Annotated in this window: 14 protein-coding genes; 10 read left to right on the top strand and 4 right to left on the bottom strand. The window is 71.1% G+C overall.

Annotation, left to right across the window (positions count from 1 at the left end; all coding sequences use genetic code 11):
- Positions 1 to 94 precede the first annotated feature (94 nt).
- From AC07FK_RS04305 to AC07FK_RS04275, 7 genes are all read left to right on the top strand, one after another.
- Positions 95 to 637, top strand: coding sequence for a PaaI family thioesterase (locus tag AC07FK_RS04305; protein ID WP_479102589.1), 543 nt, complete (start codon positions 95 to 97; stop codon positions 635 to 637).
- Positions 634 to 1,149 carry a dUTP diphosphatase gene (dut, locus tag AC07FK_RS04300; protein WP_479102360.1) on the top strand — a complete coding sequence of 172 codons (516 nt, stop codon included), beginning with the start codon at positions 634 to 636 and terminating at the stop codon, positions 1,147 to 1,149. Before AC07FK_RS04305 ends, dut begins: the two co-directional genes overlap by 4 nt.
- Position 1,150: 1 nt before the next feature.
- Entirely contained in the window at positions 1,151 to 1,927 is a 777-nt protein-coding gene (locus AC07FK_RS04295; RefSeq protein ID WP_479102359.1) for a DUF3710 domain-containing protein, read from the top strand.
- Positions 1,928 to 2,356: 429 nt separating this feature from the next.
- Complete coding sequence (locus tag AC07FK_RS04290; RefSeq protein ID WP_479102357.1) at positions 2,357 to 4,900, top strand: ATP-binding protein; 2,544 nt, start codon at positions 2,357 to 2,359, stop codon at positions 4,898 to 4,900.
- 49 nt (positions 4,901 to 4,949) lie between these two features.
- Positions 4,950 to 5,636, top strand: a complete 687-nt coding sequence (locus AC07FK_RS04285; RefSeq protein WP_479102356.1) for a response regulator — start codon at positions 4,950 to 4,952, stop codon at positions 5,634 to 5,636.
- 71 nt (positions 5,637 to 5,707) lie between these two features.
- On the top strand, positions 5,708 to 6,106 hold the full coding sequence (locus AC07FK_RS04280; protein WP_214972983.1) for an OB-fold nucleic acid binding domain-containing protein: 399 nt from the start codon (positions 5,708 to 5,710) through the stop codon (positions 6,104 to 6,106).
- 3 nt (positions 6,107 to 6,109) lie between these two features.
- A complete protein-coding gene (locus AC07FK_RS04275; RefSeq protein WP_479102354.1) occupies positions 6,110 to 6,889 on the top strand; it encodes a DUF3159 domain-containing protein in 780 nt (259 codons plus the stop codon).
- An 85-nt stretch (positions 6,890 to 6,974) separates the two neighbouring features.
- Here AC07FK_RS04275 and AC07FK_RS04270 read toward each other — a convergent pair whose 3' ends face one another.
- Positions 6,975 to 7,652 (bottom strand): potassium channel family protein, encoded by a 678-nt coding sequence (locus AC07FK_RS04270; protein ID WP_454373362.1) that lies wholly within the window; start codon positions 7,650 to 7,652, stop codon positions 6,975 to 6,977.
- The gene (locus AC07FK_RS04265; protein WP_479102353.1) at positions 7,649 to 8,320 is read right to left on the bottom strand and encodes a potassium channel family protein; all 672 of its coding nucleotides are present in this window, start codon (positions 8,318 to 8,320) and stop codon (positions 7,649 to 7,651) included. Before AC07FK_RS04265 ends, AC07FK_RS04270 begins: the two co-directional genes overlap by 4 nt.
- Before the next feature lie 308 nt (positions 8,321 to 8,628).
- Between AC07FK_RS04265 and AC07FK_RS04260 the strand changes: the two genes are divergently transcribed.
- The gene (locus AC07FK_RS04260; protein WP_479102352.1) at positions 8,629 to 10,680 is read left to right on the top strand and encodes an APC family permease; all 2,052 of its coding nucleotides are present in this window, start codon (positions 8,629 to 8,631) and stop codon (positions 10,678 to 10,680) included.
- A 118-nt stretch (positions 10,681 to 10,798) separates the two neighbouring features.
- A complete protein-coding gene (locus AC07FK_RS04255) occupies positions 10,799 to 12,163 on the top strand; it encodes a class I SAM-dependent RNA methyltransferase (RefSeq protein WP_479102350.1) in 1,365 nt (454 codons plus the stop codon).
- Positions 12,164 to 12,292: 129 nt separating this feature from the next.
- Here the strand turns inward: AC07FK_RS04255 and AC07FK_RS04250 are convergent, their stop codons facing one another.
- Positions 12,293 to 13,261, bottom strand: a complete 969-nt coding sequence (locus AC07FK_RS04250) for a hypothetical protein (RefSeq protein ID WP_479102348.1) — start codon at positions 13,259 to 13,261, stop codon at positions 12,293 to 12,295.
- Positions 13,262 to 13,607: 346 nt separating this feature from the next.
- Entirely contained in the window at positions 13,608 to 14,954 is a 1,347-nt protein-coding gene (locus AC07FK_RS04245; protein ID WP_479102347.1) for a pyridoxal phosphate-dependent decarboxylase family protein, read from the bottom strand.
- A 274-nt stretch (positions 14,955 to 15,228) separates the two neighbouring features.
- On the opposite strand from AC07FK_RS04245, the gene cuyB reads away from it, so the two are divergent.
- A complete protein-coding gene (cuyB, locus tag AC07FK_RS04240; RefSeq protein ID WP_479102346.1) occupies positions 15,229 to 15,972 on the top strand; it encodes a cysteate racemase in 744 nt (247 codons plus the stop codon).
- The last annotated feature ends 52 nt before the right edge of the window (positions 15,973 to 16,024 follow it).

The raw sequence follows: 16,024 nt of genomic DNA, 5'->3' as shown, positions 1-16,024 counted from the left end.
CGTACGCGCGCGGGTAAGGTCTGCGCCTGTGAGTACTGAGAACTCCCGGGAGACGGCCCCCGGGTCCGCGGCCCTCAAGCCCCCGGCCGACGCCATAGCCCCGGTCCGGCACCCGGACGCACCGCCGCCCGGTGAGCTGCTCGGAGCGCACTACGCGCACTGCTTCGGCTGCGGCGGGGAACAGCCTCACGGGCTGCACCTCCAGGCCCGCGCGGGCGAAGGCGTGCGCGTCTCGGCCGAGTTCACCGTCAGGCCCGCCCACCAGGGCGCTCCCGGCCTCGCACACGGCGGCGTACTGGCCACGGCGCTCGACGAGACGCTCGGCTCGCTGAACTGGCTCCTGCGGGTGATCGCGGTGACCGGCCGGCTGGAGACCGATTTCGTCCGTCCGGTGCCGGTGGACACCGTGCTGCACCTCGACGCCGAGGTGACCGCGGTCCACGGCCGCAAGATCTACTCCACGGCGACCGGACGCATCGGAGGCCCTGACGGGCCCGTGGCGGTCCGCGCCGACGCCCTCTTCATCGAAGTCAAGGTCGACCACTTCATCGAGAACGGACGCCCGGAGGAGATCCGGGCGGCCATGGCCGACCCCGATCAGGCCAGGCGCGCCCGCGCCTTCGAGGTGAACCCGTGACCCGTAGTCCCGTAGACGTGCTGATCCGCCGGGTCGACCCGGACGTGCCCCTTCCTTCGTACGGGCATCCGGGTGACGCGGGAGCCGATCTGGTGACCACCGAGGCCGCCGAGCTCGCCCCCGGCGAGCGCGCGGTGCTGCCCACCGGGGTGTCTGTCGCGTTGCCGGACGGGTACGCGGCCTTCGTGCACCCGCGATCCGGTCTCGCTGCCCGCTGTGGAGTCGCCCTCGTGAATGCCCCGGGGACGGTGGATGCCGGGTACCGTGGGGAAATCAAGGTGATCGTGGTCAATCTCGACCCGCGCGAAAACGTGCGGTTCGAGCGCTTCGACCGGATTGCCCAACTGGTCGTCCAGCAGGTCGAGAAGGTGCGCTTCCACGAGGTCGCGGAGCTTCCCGGCTCGGCGCGGGCCGAGGGGGGCTTCGGTTCCACCGGCGGTCATGCGGCCGTGGACGGCCGGGCGGGTGGGAATCGATACGCATCGGTCGTATCCGACCGGGAAGGACAGTGACGTGTTCGGACGTCGCAAGAAGAGCGAGCCCGCCAACACAGCGGATGTGGCGGGCGAGGCCGAGCAGGTCGTCGACGACGTCGAGCCTGACGAGGCCGCGGACGGCGACGGGTCGGTACGCAGGGTGAACCTGCCGCCGGCACCCCGCCCGGACGGTCCGTGGGACGTGTCCGAGGTGATGGAGCCCGGCGAGGGCCGGGTCGACCTGGGCGGATTGTTCGTGCCCGGGGTCGAGGGCATGGAGCTGCGGGTCGAGGTCGCGGGCGACGCGATCGTGGCGGCGACGGTCGTACTGCGCGACAGCGCCGTACAGCTCCAGGCCTTCGCGGCTCCCAAGAAGGAAGGCATCTGGGGCGAGGTCCGCGAGGAGATCGCCTCCGGCATCACGCAGCAGGGCGGCATCATCGACGAGGTCGAGGGCCCGCTGGGCTGGGAGCTGCGCGCGCAGGTTCCCGTGCAGCTGCCCGACGGCACGGGCGGCGTCCAGATGGTGCGCTTCGTCGGCGTCGACGGACCGCGCTGGTTCCTGCGCGGAGTGATCTCCGGTCAGGGCGCGGTGCAGCCGCAGGCCGCGGGCGTACTGGAGCACGTCTTCAAGGACACCGTGGTCGTGCGGGGCGAGGGGCCGATGGCCCCGCGCGACCCGATCGTCCTCAAGCTCCCGAACGACGCCCAGATGGTGCCCGAGGGCGTGCAGCAGGAGGAGCAGGACGGCTCGCGCTTCTCCGGCGGCATGGGGCAGCTCCAGCGCGGCCCCGAGATCACCGAGGTGCGCTGACCCGAGCCCGGCGCGACCGGTGGGCCGTACTCCCCGTGACGGGGGGTGCGGCCCACCGGCGTTCCCGGCCGCTGCCGCAGTCCCGGCGCCGGGGAGGCCGTGCGCAGCGTGACCGTTCCGGACGACCGCACGGGGGAGCGGGGTCACGAGGGAACGGCCGGACGCGGTCGTGCGGAGCGAAGGCGGAGCCGCGCCCGTCACCCCGCACGACGCCCAGCCCCTGGACCTTGCCGACCGGATGCCCGAACTGAGGGGCGGCCGGTCTTGTCGGACACCGCTGACGGCGTCCGCTGTCGGCTTCGGGCGCACGCGGGCGCGTAAGCGTCTCGCCCGTACGCGTCCGCACGCCCCGTTTCGCCGCCTCTCCGGCTGTAGCGTCACCAGGGCCGCCCCGTCGGGGCGCGGCACGCTTCTGGAGACAATGAGGCCATGGGACGCGGCAAGCTGAGGATGTACCTGGGTGCGGCGCCCGGTGTCGGCAAGACGTACGCCATGCTCTCCGAGGCCCACCGGCGCGTCGAGCGCGGCACCGACTGCGTCGTCGCCGTGGTCGAGCACCACGACCGGCCCCGCACCGAAGCGCTGCTGCACGGGCTCGAACAGATCCCGCGCCGCGCGTTCGAACACCGCTCCGCCGTCCTCACCGAGATGGACGTCGACGCGGTCCTCGAACGCCGCCCCGCCGTCGCCCTCGTCGACGAACTCGCCCATGCCAACGTCCCCGGCTCCCGCAACGCCAAGCGCTGGCAGGACGTCGAAGAGCTGCTCCAGGCCGGCATCGACGTCATCTCCACCGTCAACATCCAGCACCTGGAGTCCCTCGGCGACGTCGCCGAGTCGATAACCGGCGTACGGCAGCGGGAGACCGTGCCCGACGAGGTCGTGCGCCGGGCCGACCAGATCGAGCTGGTCGACATGTCGCCCCAGGCCCTGCGCCGCCGCATGGCTCACGGCAACATATACAAGCCGGACAGACTCGACGCCGCGCTCTCCCACTACTTCCGCCCCGGCAACCTCACCGCGCTGCGCGAGCTGGCGCTCCTGTGGGTCGCCGACCGGGTCGACGAGTACCTCCAGCAGTACCGGGGCGAGCACAACATCCGCTCCACCTGGCAGGCGCGCGAGCGCATCGTCGTCGGCCTCACCGGCGGACCCGAGGGCCGTACGCTCATCCGCCGGGCCTCCCGCATGGCGGCCAAGGGCTCCGGCAGCGAGATCCTCGCCGTCTACATCGCCCGCAGCGACGCCCTCACGTCGGCGTCGCCCAGGGAACTCGCCGTGCAGCGCACCCTCGTCGAGGATCTCGGCGGCACCTTCCACCACGTCATAGGCGACGACGTGCCCTCCGCTCTGCTGGAGTTCGCGCGCGGGGTGAACGCCACCCAGATCGTGCTCGGCTCCAGCCGGCGCAAGACCTGGCAGTACGTCTTCGGACCGGGCGTCGGCGCCACCGTGGCCCGCGACTCCGGGCCCGACCTCGACGTCCACATCGTCACCCACGACCACGTCGCCAGGGGGCGCGGTCTGCCCGTCGCGCGCGGCGCCCGCCTCGGCCGGGCCCGGATCGTCTCCGGCCGGCTGGTCGGCGTGTTCGGCCCCGTCCTGCTGTCGCTGCTGCTGACCAGGGTGGAGAACGGCCCCGGGCTCGCCAACGACGTCCTGCTCTTCCTATTCCTCACCGTGATCGCGGCCCTGATCGGCGGGCTGCTGCCCGCGCTCGCCTCGGCCGCCGTGGGCTCGCTGCTGCTGAACTACTACTTCACGCCGCCCACCCGCACCCTGACGATCGACGACCCGGAGAACCTCGTCGCCATCGTGATCTTCTTCGCGGTGGCCGTGTCGGTCGCCTCGGTGGTGGACCTGGCGGCCCGCCGCACCCAGCAGGCGGCCCGGCTGCGCGCCGAGTCGGAGATCCTCTCCTTCCTCGCCGGCAGCGTGCTGCGCGGCGAGACGGCGCTCGACGCCCTGCTGGAACGGGTCCGGGAGACGTTCGCCATGGAATCCGTGGCGCTCCTGGAACGGACGAGCGACGTCGACCCGTGGACCTGCGCGGGCAGCGCCGGCCCCCGGCCGGTGGCCCGCCCCGAGGACGCCGACGTGGACATGCCCGTCGGCGACCACATGTCCCTGGCGCTCAGCGGCCGCGTCCTGCCCGCCGAGGACCGCCGGGTGCTCGGCGCGTTCGCCGCGCAGGCCGCCGTCGTACTGGACCGGCAGCGCCTGGTCGGGGAGGCGGAGGGGGCCCGCAAACTCGCCGAGGGCAACCGCATCCGCACCGCCCTGCTCGCTGCCGTCAGCCACGACCTGCGGACCCCGCTGGCCGCCATCAAGGCCGCCGTGTCGTCCCTGCGCTCCGACGACGTGGCCTGGTCGGACGCCGACGAGGCCGAACTGCTCGCGGGCATCGAGGACGGTGCGGACCGCCTCGGCCACCTCGTCGGCAACCTGCTCGACATGTCCCGGCTCCAGACCGGCACGGTCACCCCGCTGATCCGCGAGACCGGCCTCGACGAGGTCGTCCCGATGGCGCTCGTCGGCGTACCCGCCGAAAGCGTCGGCCTCGACATCCCTGAGACCCTGCCGATGGTGGCGGTCGATCGCGGCCTCCTGGAGCGCGCCGTCGCCAACATCGTCGAGAACGCCGTCAAGTACAGCCCCGGCGGCGCTCCCGTCCAGGTCGCCGCCAGCGCGCTCGGCGACCGCGTCGAACTGCGCGTCGCGGACCGCGGGCCCGGGGTTCCCGACGGCGAGAAGGACCGGATATTCGAACCGTTCCAGCGCTACGGCGACGCTCCGCGCGGTGCCGGGGTGGGCCTGGGCCTCGCCGTCGCCCGAGGCTTCGCCGAGTCCATGGGCGGCACGCTCACCGCCGAGGACACCCCCGGGGGCGGCATGACCATGATCCTGACCCTCAAGGCGGCCACCGGGCCCGCACCTCCGGGCCCGCACCTCCCCGCCCGGATCACCGCGTGACCCGGCCCCGCGCGCAGTCCCGTACCTCCCGCAGAAAGGCAGGCACTCCATGACCCGGGTGCTCGTGGTCGACGACGAGCCACAGATCGTGCGCGCCCTCGTGATCAACCTGAAGGCGCGCCACTACGAGGTGGAGTCCGCCGCCGACGGCGCCACCGCGCTGCGGCTCGCCGCCGCCCGCCACCCCGACGTGGTCGTCCTCGACCTCGGCCTGCCCGACATGGACGGCGTGGAGGTCATCAAGGGGCTGCGCGGCTGGACCCGGGTGCCGATCCTGGTGCTCTCCGCCCGTCACACGTCCGACGAGAAGGTGGAGGCGCTGGACGCCGGGGCCGACGACTACGTCACCAAGCCCTTCGGCATGGACGAACTGCTCGCCAGGCTCCGTGCCGCGGTCCGCAGGGCCGAGCCGGCCGCCGCCGCCGAGGACGACGTGATCGTCGACGCGGGCGACTTCACCGTCGACCTGGCCGCCAAGAAGGTCCACCGCGACGGCAGGGACGTACGGCTGACCCCCACCGAGTGGCACCTGCTGGAGGTGCTCGTACGGAACACCGGCCGCCTCGTCGGCCAGAAACAGCTCCTCCAGGAGGTCTGGGGCCCTTCGTACGGCACCGAGACGAACTACCTGCGGGTCTACATGGCGCAGCTGCGCCGCAAGCTGGAGGCCGACCCCTCGCACCCCCGGCACTTCGTCACCGAGCCCGGCATGGGCTACCGGTTCGAGCGGGGGTGACGCGAGGGCGACGGGACAGCGGGGCGACGCGGGGTGATCCGGGCGGGCCCGCTCCCCGGTACGCTTCGTGTATGAGTGCCGTACCACGTTCGGAGAAGCCCGCCGGCCGGTTCCGCCGGATGCTCGACCGGCTGTCCACCTCGCAGGAGGACCTGCACTCCGCGGAGCTCCAGGAGGACGCCCAGGCCGCGGGGTGCTCACGCATCTGCGACTGCGACGACCGCCAGGTGGTGAAGGTGACTGGTACCTTGCGGACGGTCACCCTGCGTCCGCGGGCCGGTGTCCCCGCCCTGGAGGCGGAACTGTTCGACGGCACCGCGCCCCTGGACGTCGTGTGGCTTGGCCGCCGTTCCATCGTGGGCATAGAACCGGGCCGCAGGCTCATCGCCTCGGGCCGTATCTCCATGAGCCACGGCCGCCGGGTGCTATTCAATCCCAAATACGAGCTCCGACCGCTCGGACAGGAGTAGCCGGTGACGTCTCTCGACAAGCCGACCGCGACGGATCACGACAGCGCGCGAAACCAGGCCGCCGACGCGCAGGCCGCTGAGGCCCAGGACTCCAGGGCCGTGACGGAGGCCGCGCTGTTCGAGGCGTTCGGCGGCCTGCGGGGCATGGTGGAGACGGTGCTCCCCGGCCTGCTGTTCGTGACGATCTACACGGTCAACAAGAACCTGCACGTCTCGGCCGTCGCAGCGCTCGCGGTGTCCTTGCTGCTCGTCGCCGTACGGCTGATCCGACGGGACACGGTCAAGCACGCCTTCAGCGGTGTCTTCGGGGTCGCCTTCGGCGTCGTCTTCGCGATGATGACCGGCAACGCCAAGGACTTCTACCTGCCGGGCATGATCTACACCCTGGGCCTCGCCCTCGCGTACATCGTGACCACGCTCGCGGGCGTCCCGCTGATCGGCCTGATCCTCGGTCCGATCTTCAAGGAGAACCTCTCCTGGCGGACGCGCAACCCGGGACGCAAGAAGGCGTACGCGAAGGCCAGCTGGGCCTGGGGCCTGATCCTGCTCGCCAAGTGCGCGATCCTCTTCCCGCTGTACTGGTGGGCCGACACCACCCAGCTCGGCTGGGTGCTGGTCGCGCTCAAGATCCCGCCGTTCCTGCTCGCGGTCTACCTGACGTGGGTCTTCCTGGCGAAGGCCCCGCCGCCCATCGACGTGTTCGCGGAGATGGAGGCGCAGGAGAAGGCCGAGAAGGAGCGCAAGGCGGCCGCCGCCGCTGCCTCCGCGCAGCGCGAGGCCTGACCTGCCCGTACGTACGTACGTACGCGAGCGGGGCCCGGAACCGTCGTGGTTCCGGGCCCCGCTCACGTCGTGCGTGCGGACGCGGTCAGCTCGCCGCGTCCTCCTTGCGGACCGACAGCAGGTCCTCCAGCTGCTCCTCACGGGCCTGGGCGGCCACGAAGAGCAGCTCGTCGCCGGCCTCCAGGGTCTCCTCCTGGCTCGGCGTGAGCACCCGCGTACCGCGGATGATCGTCACCAGCGAGGTGTCCTCGGGCCAGTCGACGTCCCCGACCTGCGTGCCCGCCAGCGCCGACTCGGGCGGCAGCGTCAGCTCGACGAGGTTGGCGTCGCCGTGGCTGAAGCGCAGCAGCCGTACGAGATCGCCCACGCTCACCGCCTCCTCGACCAGCGCCGACATCAGGCGCGGGGTGGAGACCGCCACGTCGACGCCCCAGGCCTCGGTGAACAGCCACTCGTTCTTGGGGTTGTTGACGCGGGCCACCACGCGCGGCACGCCGTACTCGGTCTTCGCGAGGAGCGAGACGACCAGGTTGACCTTGTCGTCACCGGTCGCCGCGATCACCACGTTGCAGCGCTGGAGCGCCGCCTCGTCGAGCGAGGTGATCTCGCAGGCGTCGGCCAGCAGCCACTCGGCGAGCGGCACGCGCTCCACCGAGATGGCGGTCGGCGCCTTGTCGATGAGCAGGATCTCGTGCCCGTTCTCCAGCAGCTCGCCCGCGATGGAACGTCCCACCGCGCCGGCCCCCGCAATGGCGACCCTCATGCCTGACCGCCTTCCTCGGGGCCGTGCGAACAGGCCGCCTCGACCTTCGCGATCTCGTCCGTACGCATCATCACGTGCACCAGGTCGCCTTCCTGGAGCACCGTCTGGGAGGTCGGCAGCACCGCTTCGCCCAGGCGGGTGAGGAAAGCGACGCGCACGCCCGTCTCCTCCTGGAGCCGGCTGATCTTGTGGCCGATCCAGGCGGGGGAGGTGTGCACCTCCGCGAGCTGCACGCCGCCGCTCGGGTCGCGCCACAACGGCTCGGCGCCCGAGGGCAGCAGCCGGCGCATCATCTGGTCGGCGGTCCAGCGGACCGTGGCGACCGTCGGAATGCCCAGGCGCTGGTAGACCTCGGCGCGCCGCGGGTCGTAGATACGGGCCGCGACGTTCTCGATGGCGAACATCTCGCGGGCCACCCGGGCCGCGATGATGTTGGAGTTGTCACCGCTGCTGACCGCCGCGAACGCGCCCGCGTCCTCGATGCCCGCCTCGCGGAGGGTGTCCTGGTCGAAGCCGACCCCGGTGACCCTGCGGCCGCCGAAACCGGAACCCAGGCGGCGGAAGGCCGTGGGGTCCCGGTCGATCACTGCGACCGTGTGCCCCTGCTGTTCAAGGTTCTGCGCGAGAGCGGCTCCCACTCGCCCGCAGCCCATGATGACGACGTGCATCGTCCCGTTACCCCGCACTCCTGGTCGCCCCGCTGACCTGCACAAACACCCTGCTCACATCGTCCTTCCCGGCTCACCGGGGGAAGCGTGGGCACTCGTGCCCGCCGCTGCCTCACCCCTGTCTTCGTCCACCGTAGCGGCAACGCCGAACGCGTCATCGATCACGTAGGACGTCCCGCGGGCCGTTCCGGGTTGCTCCGGGCCGCCGGAGTGTGGCGAAGGCGGGGAGACGGCCGCACCCAACGGAGATTCCGTGGTGGGGGGTGGTGGGTGGGCGATGCCCATTTCGAACGCTTACGATCCTCTGCGTGTCCAAACTGACCGACGTGCCCAAACGGATCCTGATCGGCCGGGCCCTGCGCAGTGACAAGCTGGGGGAGACCCTTCTCCCCAAGCGCATCGCGCTCCCCGTCTTCGCTTCCGACCCGCTCTCCTCCGTGGCGTACGCACCGGGCGAAGTCCTCCTGGTGCTCTCCATCGCGGGTGTGTCGGCGTACCACTTCAGCCCGTGGATCGCGGTCGCCGTCGTGGTGCTGATGTTCACCGTGGTGGCCTCGTACCGCCAGAACGTGCGCGCGTACCCGAGCGGCGGCGGCGACTACGAGGTCGCCAACACCAACCTCGGCCCCAGGGCCGGCCTCACCGTCGCCAGCGCCCTGCTCGTCGACTACGTCCTCACGGTCGCCGTGTCGATCTCGTCGGGCGTGGAGAACCTCGGTTCGGCCATCCACTTCGTCGTCGAGCACAAGGTGCTGTGCGCGATCGGCATCATCGTGCTGCTGACGCTCATGAACCTGCGCGGGGTCAAGGAGTCCGGCAAGCTCTTCGCTATCCCCACGTACGTCTTCGTGGCGGGCGTCTTCCTCATGATCGCGTGGGGCGCCTACCGCGGCATGGTCATGGACGACACCATGCACGCCCCCACCTCCGACTTCGAGATCAAGCCCGAACACCAGGGCCTGGCCGGCTTCGCGCTCGTCTTCCTGCTGCTGCGCGCCTTCTCCTCCGGCTGTGCGGCGCTCACGGGCGTCGAGGCGATCAGCAACGGCGTCCCGGCCTTCCGCAAGCCCAAGAGCCGCAACGCCGCCACGACGCTGGCGCTGATGGGCGGCCTGGCCGTCACGATGTTCTGCGGCATCATCGGTCTCGCGATGGCCACCGACGTCAAGATGGCCGAGAACCCCGCGAAGGACCTGCTCCACAACGGCGTCGCCGTCGGACCGGACTACGTACAGGACCCCGTGATCTCCCAGGTCGCGGCGGCCGTCTTCGGTGACGGGACCTTCTTCTTCGTCCTCCTCGCGGCGGCCACCGCGCTGGTGCTCTTCCTGGCCGCCAACACGGCGTACAACGGCTTCCCGCTGCTCGGCTCGATCCTCGCGCAGGACCGGTACCTGCCGCGCCAGCTGCACACCCGCGGCGACCGCCTCGCCTTCTCGAACGGCATCGTGCTGCTCGCCGGGGCGGCCATCCTGCTGGTCTGGATCTACGGCGCCGACTCGACGAAGCTGATCCAGCTCTACATCGTCGGCGTCTTCGTCTCCTTCACGCTCAGCCAGATCGGCATGGTCCGGCACTGGAACCGCCACCTGCGCACCGAGAAGGACCAGGCCACGCGCCGCCGCATGATCCGCTCGCGGGCGATCAACACGTTCGGCGCGTTCTTCACGGGCCTCGTGCTCGTCGTCGTTCTGGCCACGAAGTTCACGCACGGCGCGTGGGTCGCGCTGCTCGGCATGGTGATCTTCTACGGGACGATGAGTGCGATCCGTAAGCACTACGACCGGGTCGCGGAGGAGATCGCCGCCGACGAGGGCCCCTCCGACGACAGCGTGCGCCCCTCGCGCGTCCACTCCATCGTCCTGGTGTCCAAGGTCCACAAGCCCACGCTGCGGGCCCTGGCCTTCGCCAAGCTGACGCGCTCCGACAAGCTGGAGGCGCTCAGCATCAGCGTCGACCCGGCCGAGACGAAGGCGCTGAAGGAGGAGTGGGAGCGGCGCGGGATCAACGTGCCGCTGAAGATCCTGGACTCGCCGTACCGCGAGATCACTCGGCCGATCATCGACTACGTGAAGGGCCTGCGGCGGGAGAGTCCGCGGGACGCGATCAGCGTCTACATCCCGGAGTACGTGGTCGGCCACTGGTACGAGCACCTGCTGCACAACCAGAGCGCGCTGCGGCTGAAGGGCCGGCTGCTGTTCACCCCGGGCGTCATGGTGACGTCGGTGCCGTACCAGCTGCAGTCCTCGGAGCTCGCCAAGGAGCGGGCGAAGAGGCGCCAGGAGTGGAACGCGCCCGGTGCGGTGCGGCGCGGTCCGGTGGACCGCCGCCCGAAGGAGAACAGCGGCGGCAAGCGCTGACCTCCTTCCCGGCTTCGCTCCTTCCCGGCTTCGCTGTGGTGAACGGCCGGACGACACCCACGTAGACTGGTGGGCTGAAGTCCGGCCGTACCCCTTTGATCCCTGGAGTCACCCCGTCATGCAGTCAGTACCCAAGGACTCGAAGGAAGCCGCGCAGCCGGCCGAGCCGGCCGACTCCCTCGTCGGGACCGAGTACGAGGTCGAGGTGGGCCCGGTCGCCCACGGCGGCCACTGCATCGCGCGCACGGACGAGGGCCGGGTGCTGTTCGTACGGCACGCGCTGCCCGGCGAGAAGGTCCGCGCCCGCGTGACGGACGGCGACGAGTCCTCCCGCTACCTGCGCGCCGACGCGGTCGAGGTCCTCGAGGCGTCGAAGGACCGCATCGAGGCCCCGTGTCCGTACGCCGGACCGGGCAAATGCGGCGGCTGCGACTGGCAGCACGCCAAGCCCGGCGCGCAGCGCAGGCTCAAGGGCGAGGTGATCGCGGAGCAGCTCATGCGCCTCGCGGGCCTCACGCCCGAGGAGGCGGGCTGGGACGGCACCGTCATGCCGGCGCCCGGCGACAAGCTCCCGCAGGGCGAGGTCCCCGCCTGGCGCACGCGCGTGCAGTACGCCGTGGACGCCGACGGCCGCGTCGGCCTGCGCAAGCACCGCTCGCACGAGGTGCAGCCGATCGACCACTGCATGATCGCGGCGCCGGGCGTCAGTGAGCTGGGCATCGAGCAGCAGGACTGGCCCCAGATGGCGTCGGTCGAGGCGATCGCGGCCACAGGCTCGAACGACCGCCAGGTCGTGCTGACCCCGCGCCCGGGCGGCCGCCTCCCGCTTGTCGAGCTCGACAAGCCGGTCTCGGTCCTGCGCGTGGAGGAGAAGGACGGCGGAGTGCACCGGGTGCACGGCCGCGCCTTCGTACGGGAGCGGGCGGACGGGCGTACGTACCGCGTCGGCATGGGCGGGTTCTGGCAGGTGCACCCGCAGGCCGCGGACACCCTGATGCGCGCCGTCATGCAGGGCCTGCTGCCCCGCAAGGGCGACTCGGCCCTCGACCTCTACTGCGGCGTCGGCCTCTTCGCGGGCGCGATCGCCGACCGGGTGGGCGACCAGGGCGCGGTGCTCGGCATCGAGACCAGCAAGCGCGCGGTGGAGGACGCCCGCCACAACCTGCAGAGCTTCGAGCGCGTCCGCATCGAGCAGGGCAAGGTCGAACAGGTCCTGCCGCGCACCGGCATCACGAACGTCGACCTGATCGTCCTGGACCCGCCCCGCGCGGGAGCCGGCAAGCAGACGGTCAAGCACCTGTCCACCCTGGGCGCCCGCCGCATCGCCTACGTGGCGTGCGACCCGGCGGCACTGGCCCGCGACCTGGCGTACTTCGCGGCCAACGGCTACAAGGTGCGGACGCTGCGGGCGTTCGACCTGTTCCCGATGACGCATCACGTGGAGTGCGTCGCCATCCTCGAACCGGCCGCAAAGGGCTCCTGACCTGCGGTTTTAAGCGTGCGCATTATGTGCGCTGCGGGCGTTACGGGCGATATCTTGACGCTGAAATGACGCTCGTGACGCTCAAATGGCGCTCGTTCTGACGAGGCGTCACCTGCCTGATCGTGCAGGTCACGTCGGCTGGGAGGCGCGCTCCCGAGGGCTGGTTTTGCGGAACCTGAAGAAAATTTCGCCGGGTTCGGGCGCCGCTGATTGCGGTGGCAGGCGCGCTGCCGCCGTACTTCGGCGGGCCGGAGTTGTGGCGGAGCGGGCGTCAGTAGGTGGGGCCGTAGGGCTCCAGTGCCCGAGGAAGGGCTTCAGGTCGTCGGGGCGTGGCTCGGGAATGTCGGGCAGCCGGGGCGGCGTGTTCAGTGGGTCGAGACGCTCCACGCGGGCTGCTGCCCAGTCGATCCAGGCTTCGGCTTTGGTCCTGGTCTGGCCTGGGGGCATGGCCTCGACCCGGGTGCGTACGGCGCTCACGTACTCCGTCAGTCGAGCGGCGTGGCGCCATGTTGCTTCCTGCGCCTCGAAGTGGCTGACGCGGTACGCCTCGGCATACCGGATTCGGGCTTCTTCCATGGCGGCTTCCCAGCGGATGCGCTTCTGGCGTGCCGCTTCGATTTCGTCCAGGCGTCTGCGTTCGGCGGCTTCGCCGCGGAGGGTGTTTTCTTGGGCGATCTCGGCGAGCTGGTCTTCGAGGGGGCGGCCGGGGGTGTCGGACCATTCGCTCGCCCGGTGCGGTTGGCCGCCGCTGAGGACGAAGCGGAGCCGTTCGGACGGGGTGTAGTCGAAGCGGGGGATCCTGGCCCAGGAGTCCTTCTTGGCCGCGGCGAGTTCCTTCTCGGTGGCGACGTGTTCGGTCCGGTCTTGCTCCTGGAGGACAAGGAACCCCACGGTCTGGCCCTGTGCGGTGATGGCGAAGTGGGGAGATGCCCTGCGGCGGCGATGAGACGGGGGCGCGAAGCCGGTCTGTCCTGCTGAACTGGAATGTCCATCGGCCTCGGCAGCGGTGATCAGCGCCTGGACGAGCCGGAGGGCACGTCCTTGGACGGGCTTCGTGAGGCCCAGTGGCTGTTGTTCGTTCTGCATGGCCCGGACCACGGTGTGCGGCCGTGTGAGCCGGGAGCGAACGGGGACGGGTTCGAGGACGGCGAGGCGCCAGGCGGGGATGCCGACGAGGTTGATCTCGTACCCGCCCGGGCACCAACGCCTGGCAGGTGGTCTTGTAGGAGCTGGTCTCCCATGCATCGGCAGGGCACCCGGCTTCTACCCACTTCAGCACGGCGAGTTGCCGCTCATTGACCTGCCGCTCCAATGGCTCGCCCCTCCCGTGATTGGCATTTACGGGGCAGATGCTGTCAGCCCTGGTGGTAATCGGTGGGTGCTTCCCGGGGATTCCTTCGAAGGAGCGGCCGATGTGGGCTTCCCGTTGTGGTGTCACAGGAACTCAGGCCATGGTCCCCACGATTTCGTCGACGATTTCCAGGGTGGTATCCGGGTGCAGGAAGGCGAATCGGGCGACGGTCTCGCCTTCCCAGCCGGTGGGTGCGACGAACGCGGTCTGGCCGGCGAGGAGGCGGGCTGACCATTCCGTGTAGTCCTCGGTGGTCCAGCCGATACGGCGGAAGAGGACGGCGGAGAGCTCGGGTTCGCGGATGAGTTCGAGGTACGGGGTGCTTCGGATGAGTGCGGCCGTGTCGCGGGCCAGGGTGAGGGCTTTCTCGATGGCCTCGCTGTAGGCATGGGTGCCGTGGACGGCGAGGGAGAACCACAGCGGGAGGCCGCGGGCGCGGCGGCTGAGGTGGTGGGCGTAGTCGCTGGGGTTCCACTGGGTGTCGTCGTCGGTGTGCAGTGCGTCGAGGTAGGAGGCGTCCTGGGTGTGGGCCGCTCCGGCCAGGCGCGGGTCACGGTAGAGGAGGGTGGCGCAGTCGAAGGGGGCGAAGAGCCACTTGTGGGGGTCGATGACGAAGGAGTCGGCGTGCTCGATGCCCCGGTAGCGGTCCCGGACGCTCGGGGCGAGGAGGCCGGCGCCGCCGTACGCGCCGTCGACGTGGAGCCACAGGTCGACGTCCCGGGCCACGGAGGCGATTCCCGCCAGGTCGTCGACGATGCCCGCGTTGGTCGTGCCCGCGGTGGCCGCCACCCCGATGACATCGGACGGGTCGGCATCGGCGAGAAGCGCGGCGCGCAGGGCGGGGCCGGTCAGGCGGTGGTCCACGGTCGGCACCACGAAGGGTGCGACGCCGATGATGCGCAGGGCGTTGCCGATGGACGAGTGGGCCTGGTCCGACACGGCGAACCGGACGCGGTCGTACGGTCCGAGGCCCCGGAGGCGACGGGCCGTGTCGCGGGCGGTGACCAGGGCGGAGAGGTTCCCGGCCGAGCCGCCGGAGACGAAGCAGCCGCCGGCGTCGGCCGGCATCCCTGCGAGGTCTGCGAGCAGGCGCAGTACCTGGTTCTCGGCGGCGACGGGGCCGGAGGCGAGCAGCCACGAGACGCCCTGGATCGACGAGCACGAGACGAGCATGTCGAAGAGGACGGCGGCCTGGGTGGGGGCGGCGGGGACGAACGACAGGAAGCGGGGGCTGTCGACCGCGATCACGGTGGGCGCCAGCTGCTCGGTCCACAGCCGCAGGACCTCCCCCGGATCGTTGCCCTCGGCTCCGATGAGCCCTGCCAGGACCCGGTCGAGCTTGTCCGCCTCGCCCGGCTGGTTGAGGGCGGGCCGGTTCAGGAGGCGGTCGCGCAGTGAGGCGACGACGAGGTCGGTGAGGGCAGGGTCGTACGTGTGCATGGTGGACCTTCGCGTTGACGATCAGCGGCCCAAGACGGGGCCGGTGGTCAGTGAAACCCGGGGCCCGTGTCGAGGAGTTCGGCCTCCGCCACAGCTCTGACCTGCCCACTTCGTCCGCGCGGCCGAATCCTTCGCCAGGCGAGGAGCCGTCCGGTTCCCCGTACCAAGACGGACGGAAGTTTGTGGAGCCGACGACGACACCCGGAGCATCCGGGCGGACCACGATCACGGGAGGCCCCGGCGGACGACGGCGGGAACAGCGAAAGGCCCCCCCATGCGTCACGTCACCCGCCCGACCCTCGGCATCCTCGGCGGGATGGGGCCGCTCGCCACGGCCGACTTCTACCGCCGGGTCGTCGAACGCACCCCGGCCGGCTCCGACCAGACGCATCTGCCCGTCGTCATGTGGGCCGATCCCGCCGTCCCGGACCGGACCGCGGCGTTGCTCGGGGACGGGCCGTCCCCCGTCCCCGCCCTCGTGGAGGGCGCCCGCTGGCTCCAGCGCGCGGGGGTCACCTGTATCGCCGTCCCCTGCAACACCGCGCACGCCTACGTCGAGCAGCTGTCCAAGGCGACCGGCGTCGAGGTCCTCGACATGATCCGGGCCGCCCTGGAGACGGCGGCCCGTCGCACGCCCGGGCTCGAGCGGGTGGGAGTCCTCGCGACCCGCGGGACGCGAGTGAGCGGGCTGTACGAGCGGGCCGGCGCCCGGCTCGGGCTCGACGTGGTCCAGGTCCCCGCCCCCGTGCAGGAGGCGTACGTGGACGCGGCGATCCGTGCGGTCAAGGGCGGTACGGACTCCGCCGAGCCCGAGCACTGGATCGCCGCGGCGGCCGAGAGCCTCAAGGACCAGGGTGCCCAGGCGGCGATCGCCGCCTGTACGGAGATCCCGCTGATCAGCGAGGCGGCGGCCCGCATGCTCCCGCTGGTGGACTCGACCGACGCCCTCGCCGAAGCCGCCGTCGCCCGCCTGTGGGACGCCGGCAAGGCCGTTCGTACCGGGGTACGAACGGGCTGACGTACCCTCGTTCTGACGTACCACATCGCAGGGCTGCGCACGTCCTAACCTG

It is taken from the genome of Streptomyces sp. NPDC046122 (genome assembly GCF_056429965.1).
This window is presented reverse-complemented; position numbering and strand designations above follow the sequence as displayed.

Coding starts and splice junctions, on each gene's coding strand:
- AC07FK_RS04290 (WP_479102357.1), top strand. CDS start 2,357: ATGGGACGCGGCAAGCTGAGGATGTACCTGGGTGCGGCGCCCGGTGTC.
- AC07FK_RS04285 (WP_479102356.1), top strand. CDS start 4,950: ATGACCCGGGTGCTCGTGGTCGACGACGAGCCACAGATCGTGCGCGCC.
- AC07FK_RS04280 (WP_214972983.1), top strand. CDS start 5,708: ATGAGTGCCGTACCACGTTCGGAGAAGCCCGCCGGCCGGTTCCGCCGG.
- AC07FK_RS04270 (WP_454373362.1), bottom strand. CDS start 7,652: ATGAGGGTCGCCATTGCGGGGGCCGGCGCGGTGGGACGTTCCATCGCG.
- AC07FK_RS04265 (WP_479102353.1), bottom strand. CDS start 8,320: ATGCACGTCGTCATCATGGGCTGCGGGCGAGTGGGAGCCGCTCTCGCG.
- AC07FK_RS04255 (WP_479102350.1), top strand. CDS start 10,799: ATGCAGTCAGTACCCAAGGACTCGAAGGAAGCCGCGCAGCCGGCCGAG.
- AC07FK_RS04245 (WP_479102347.1), bottom strand. CDS start 14,954: ATGCACACGTACGACCCTGCCCTCACCGACCTCGTCGTCGCCTCACTG.
- cuyB (WP_479102346.1), top strand. CDS start 15,229: ATGCGTCACGTCACCCGCCCGACCCTCGGCATCCTCGGCGGGATGGGG.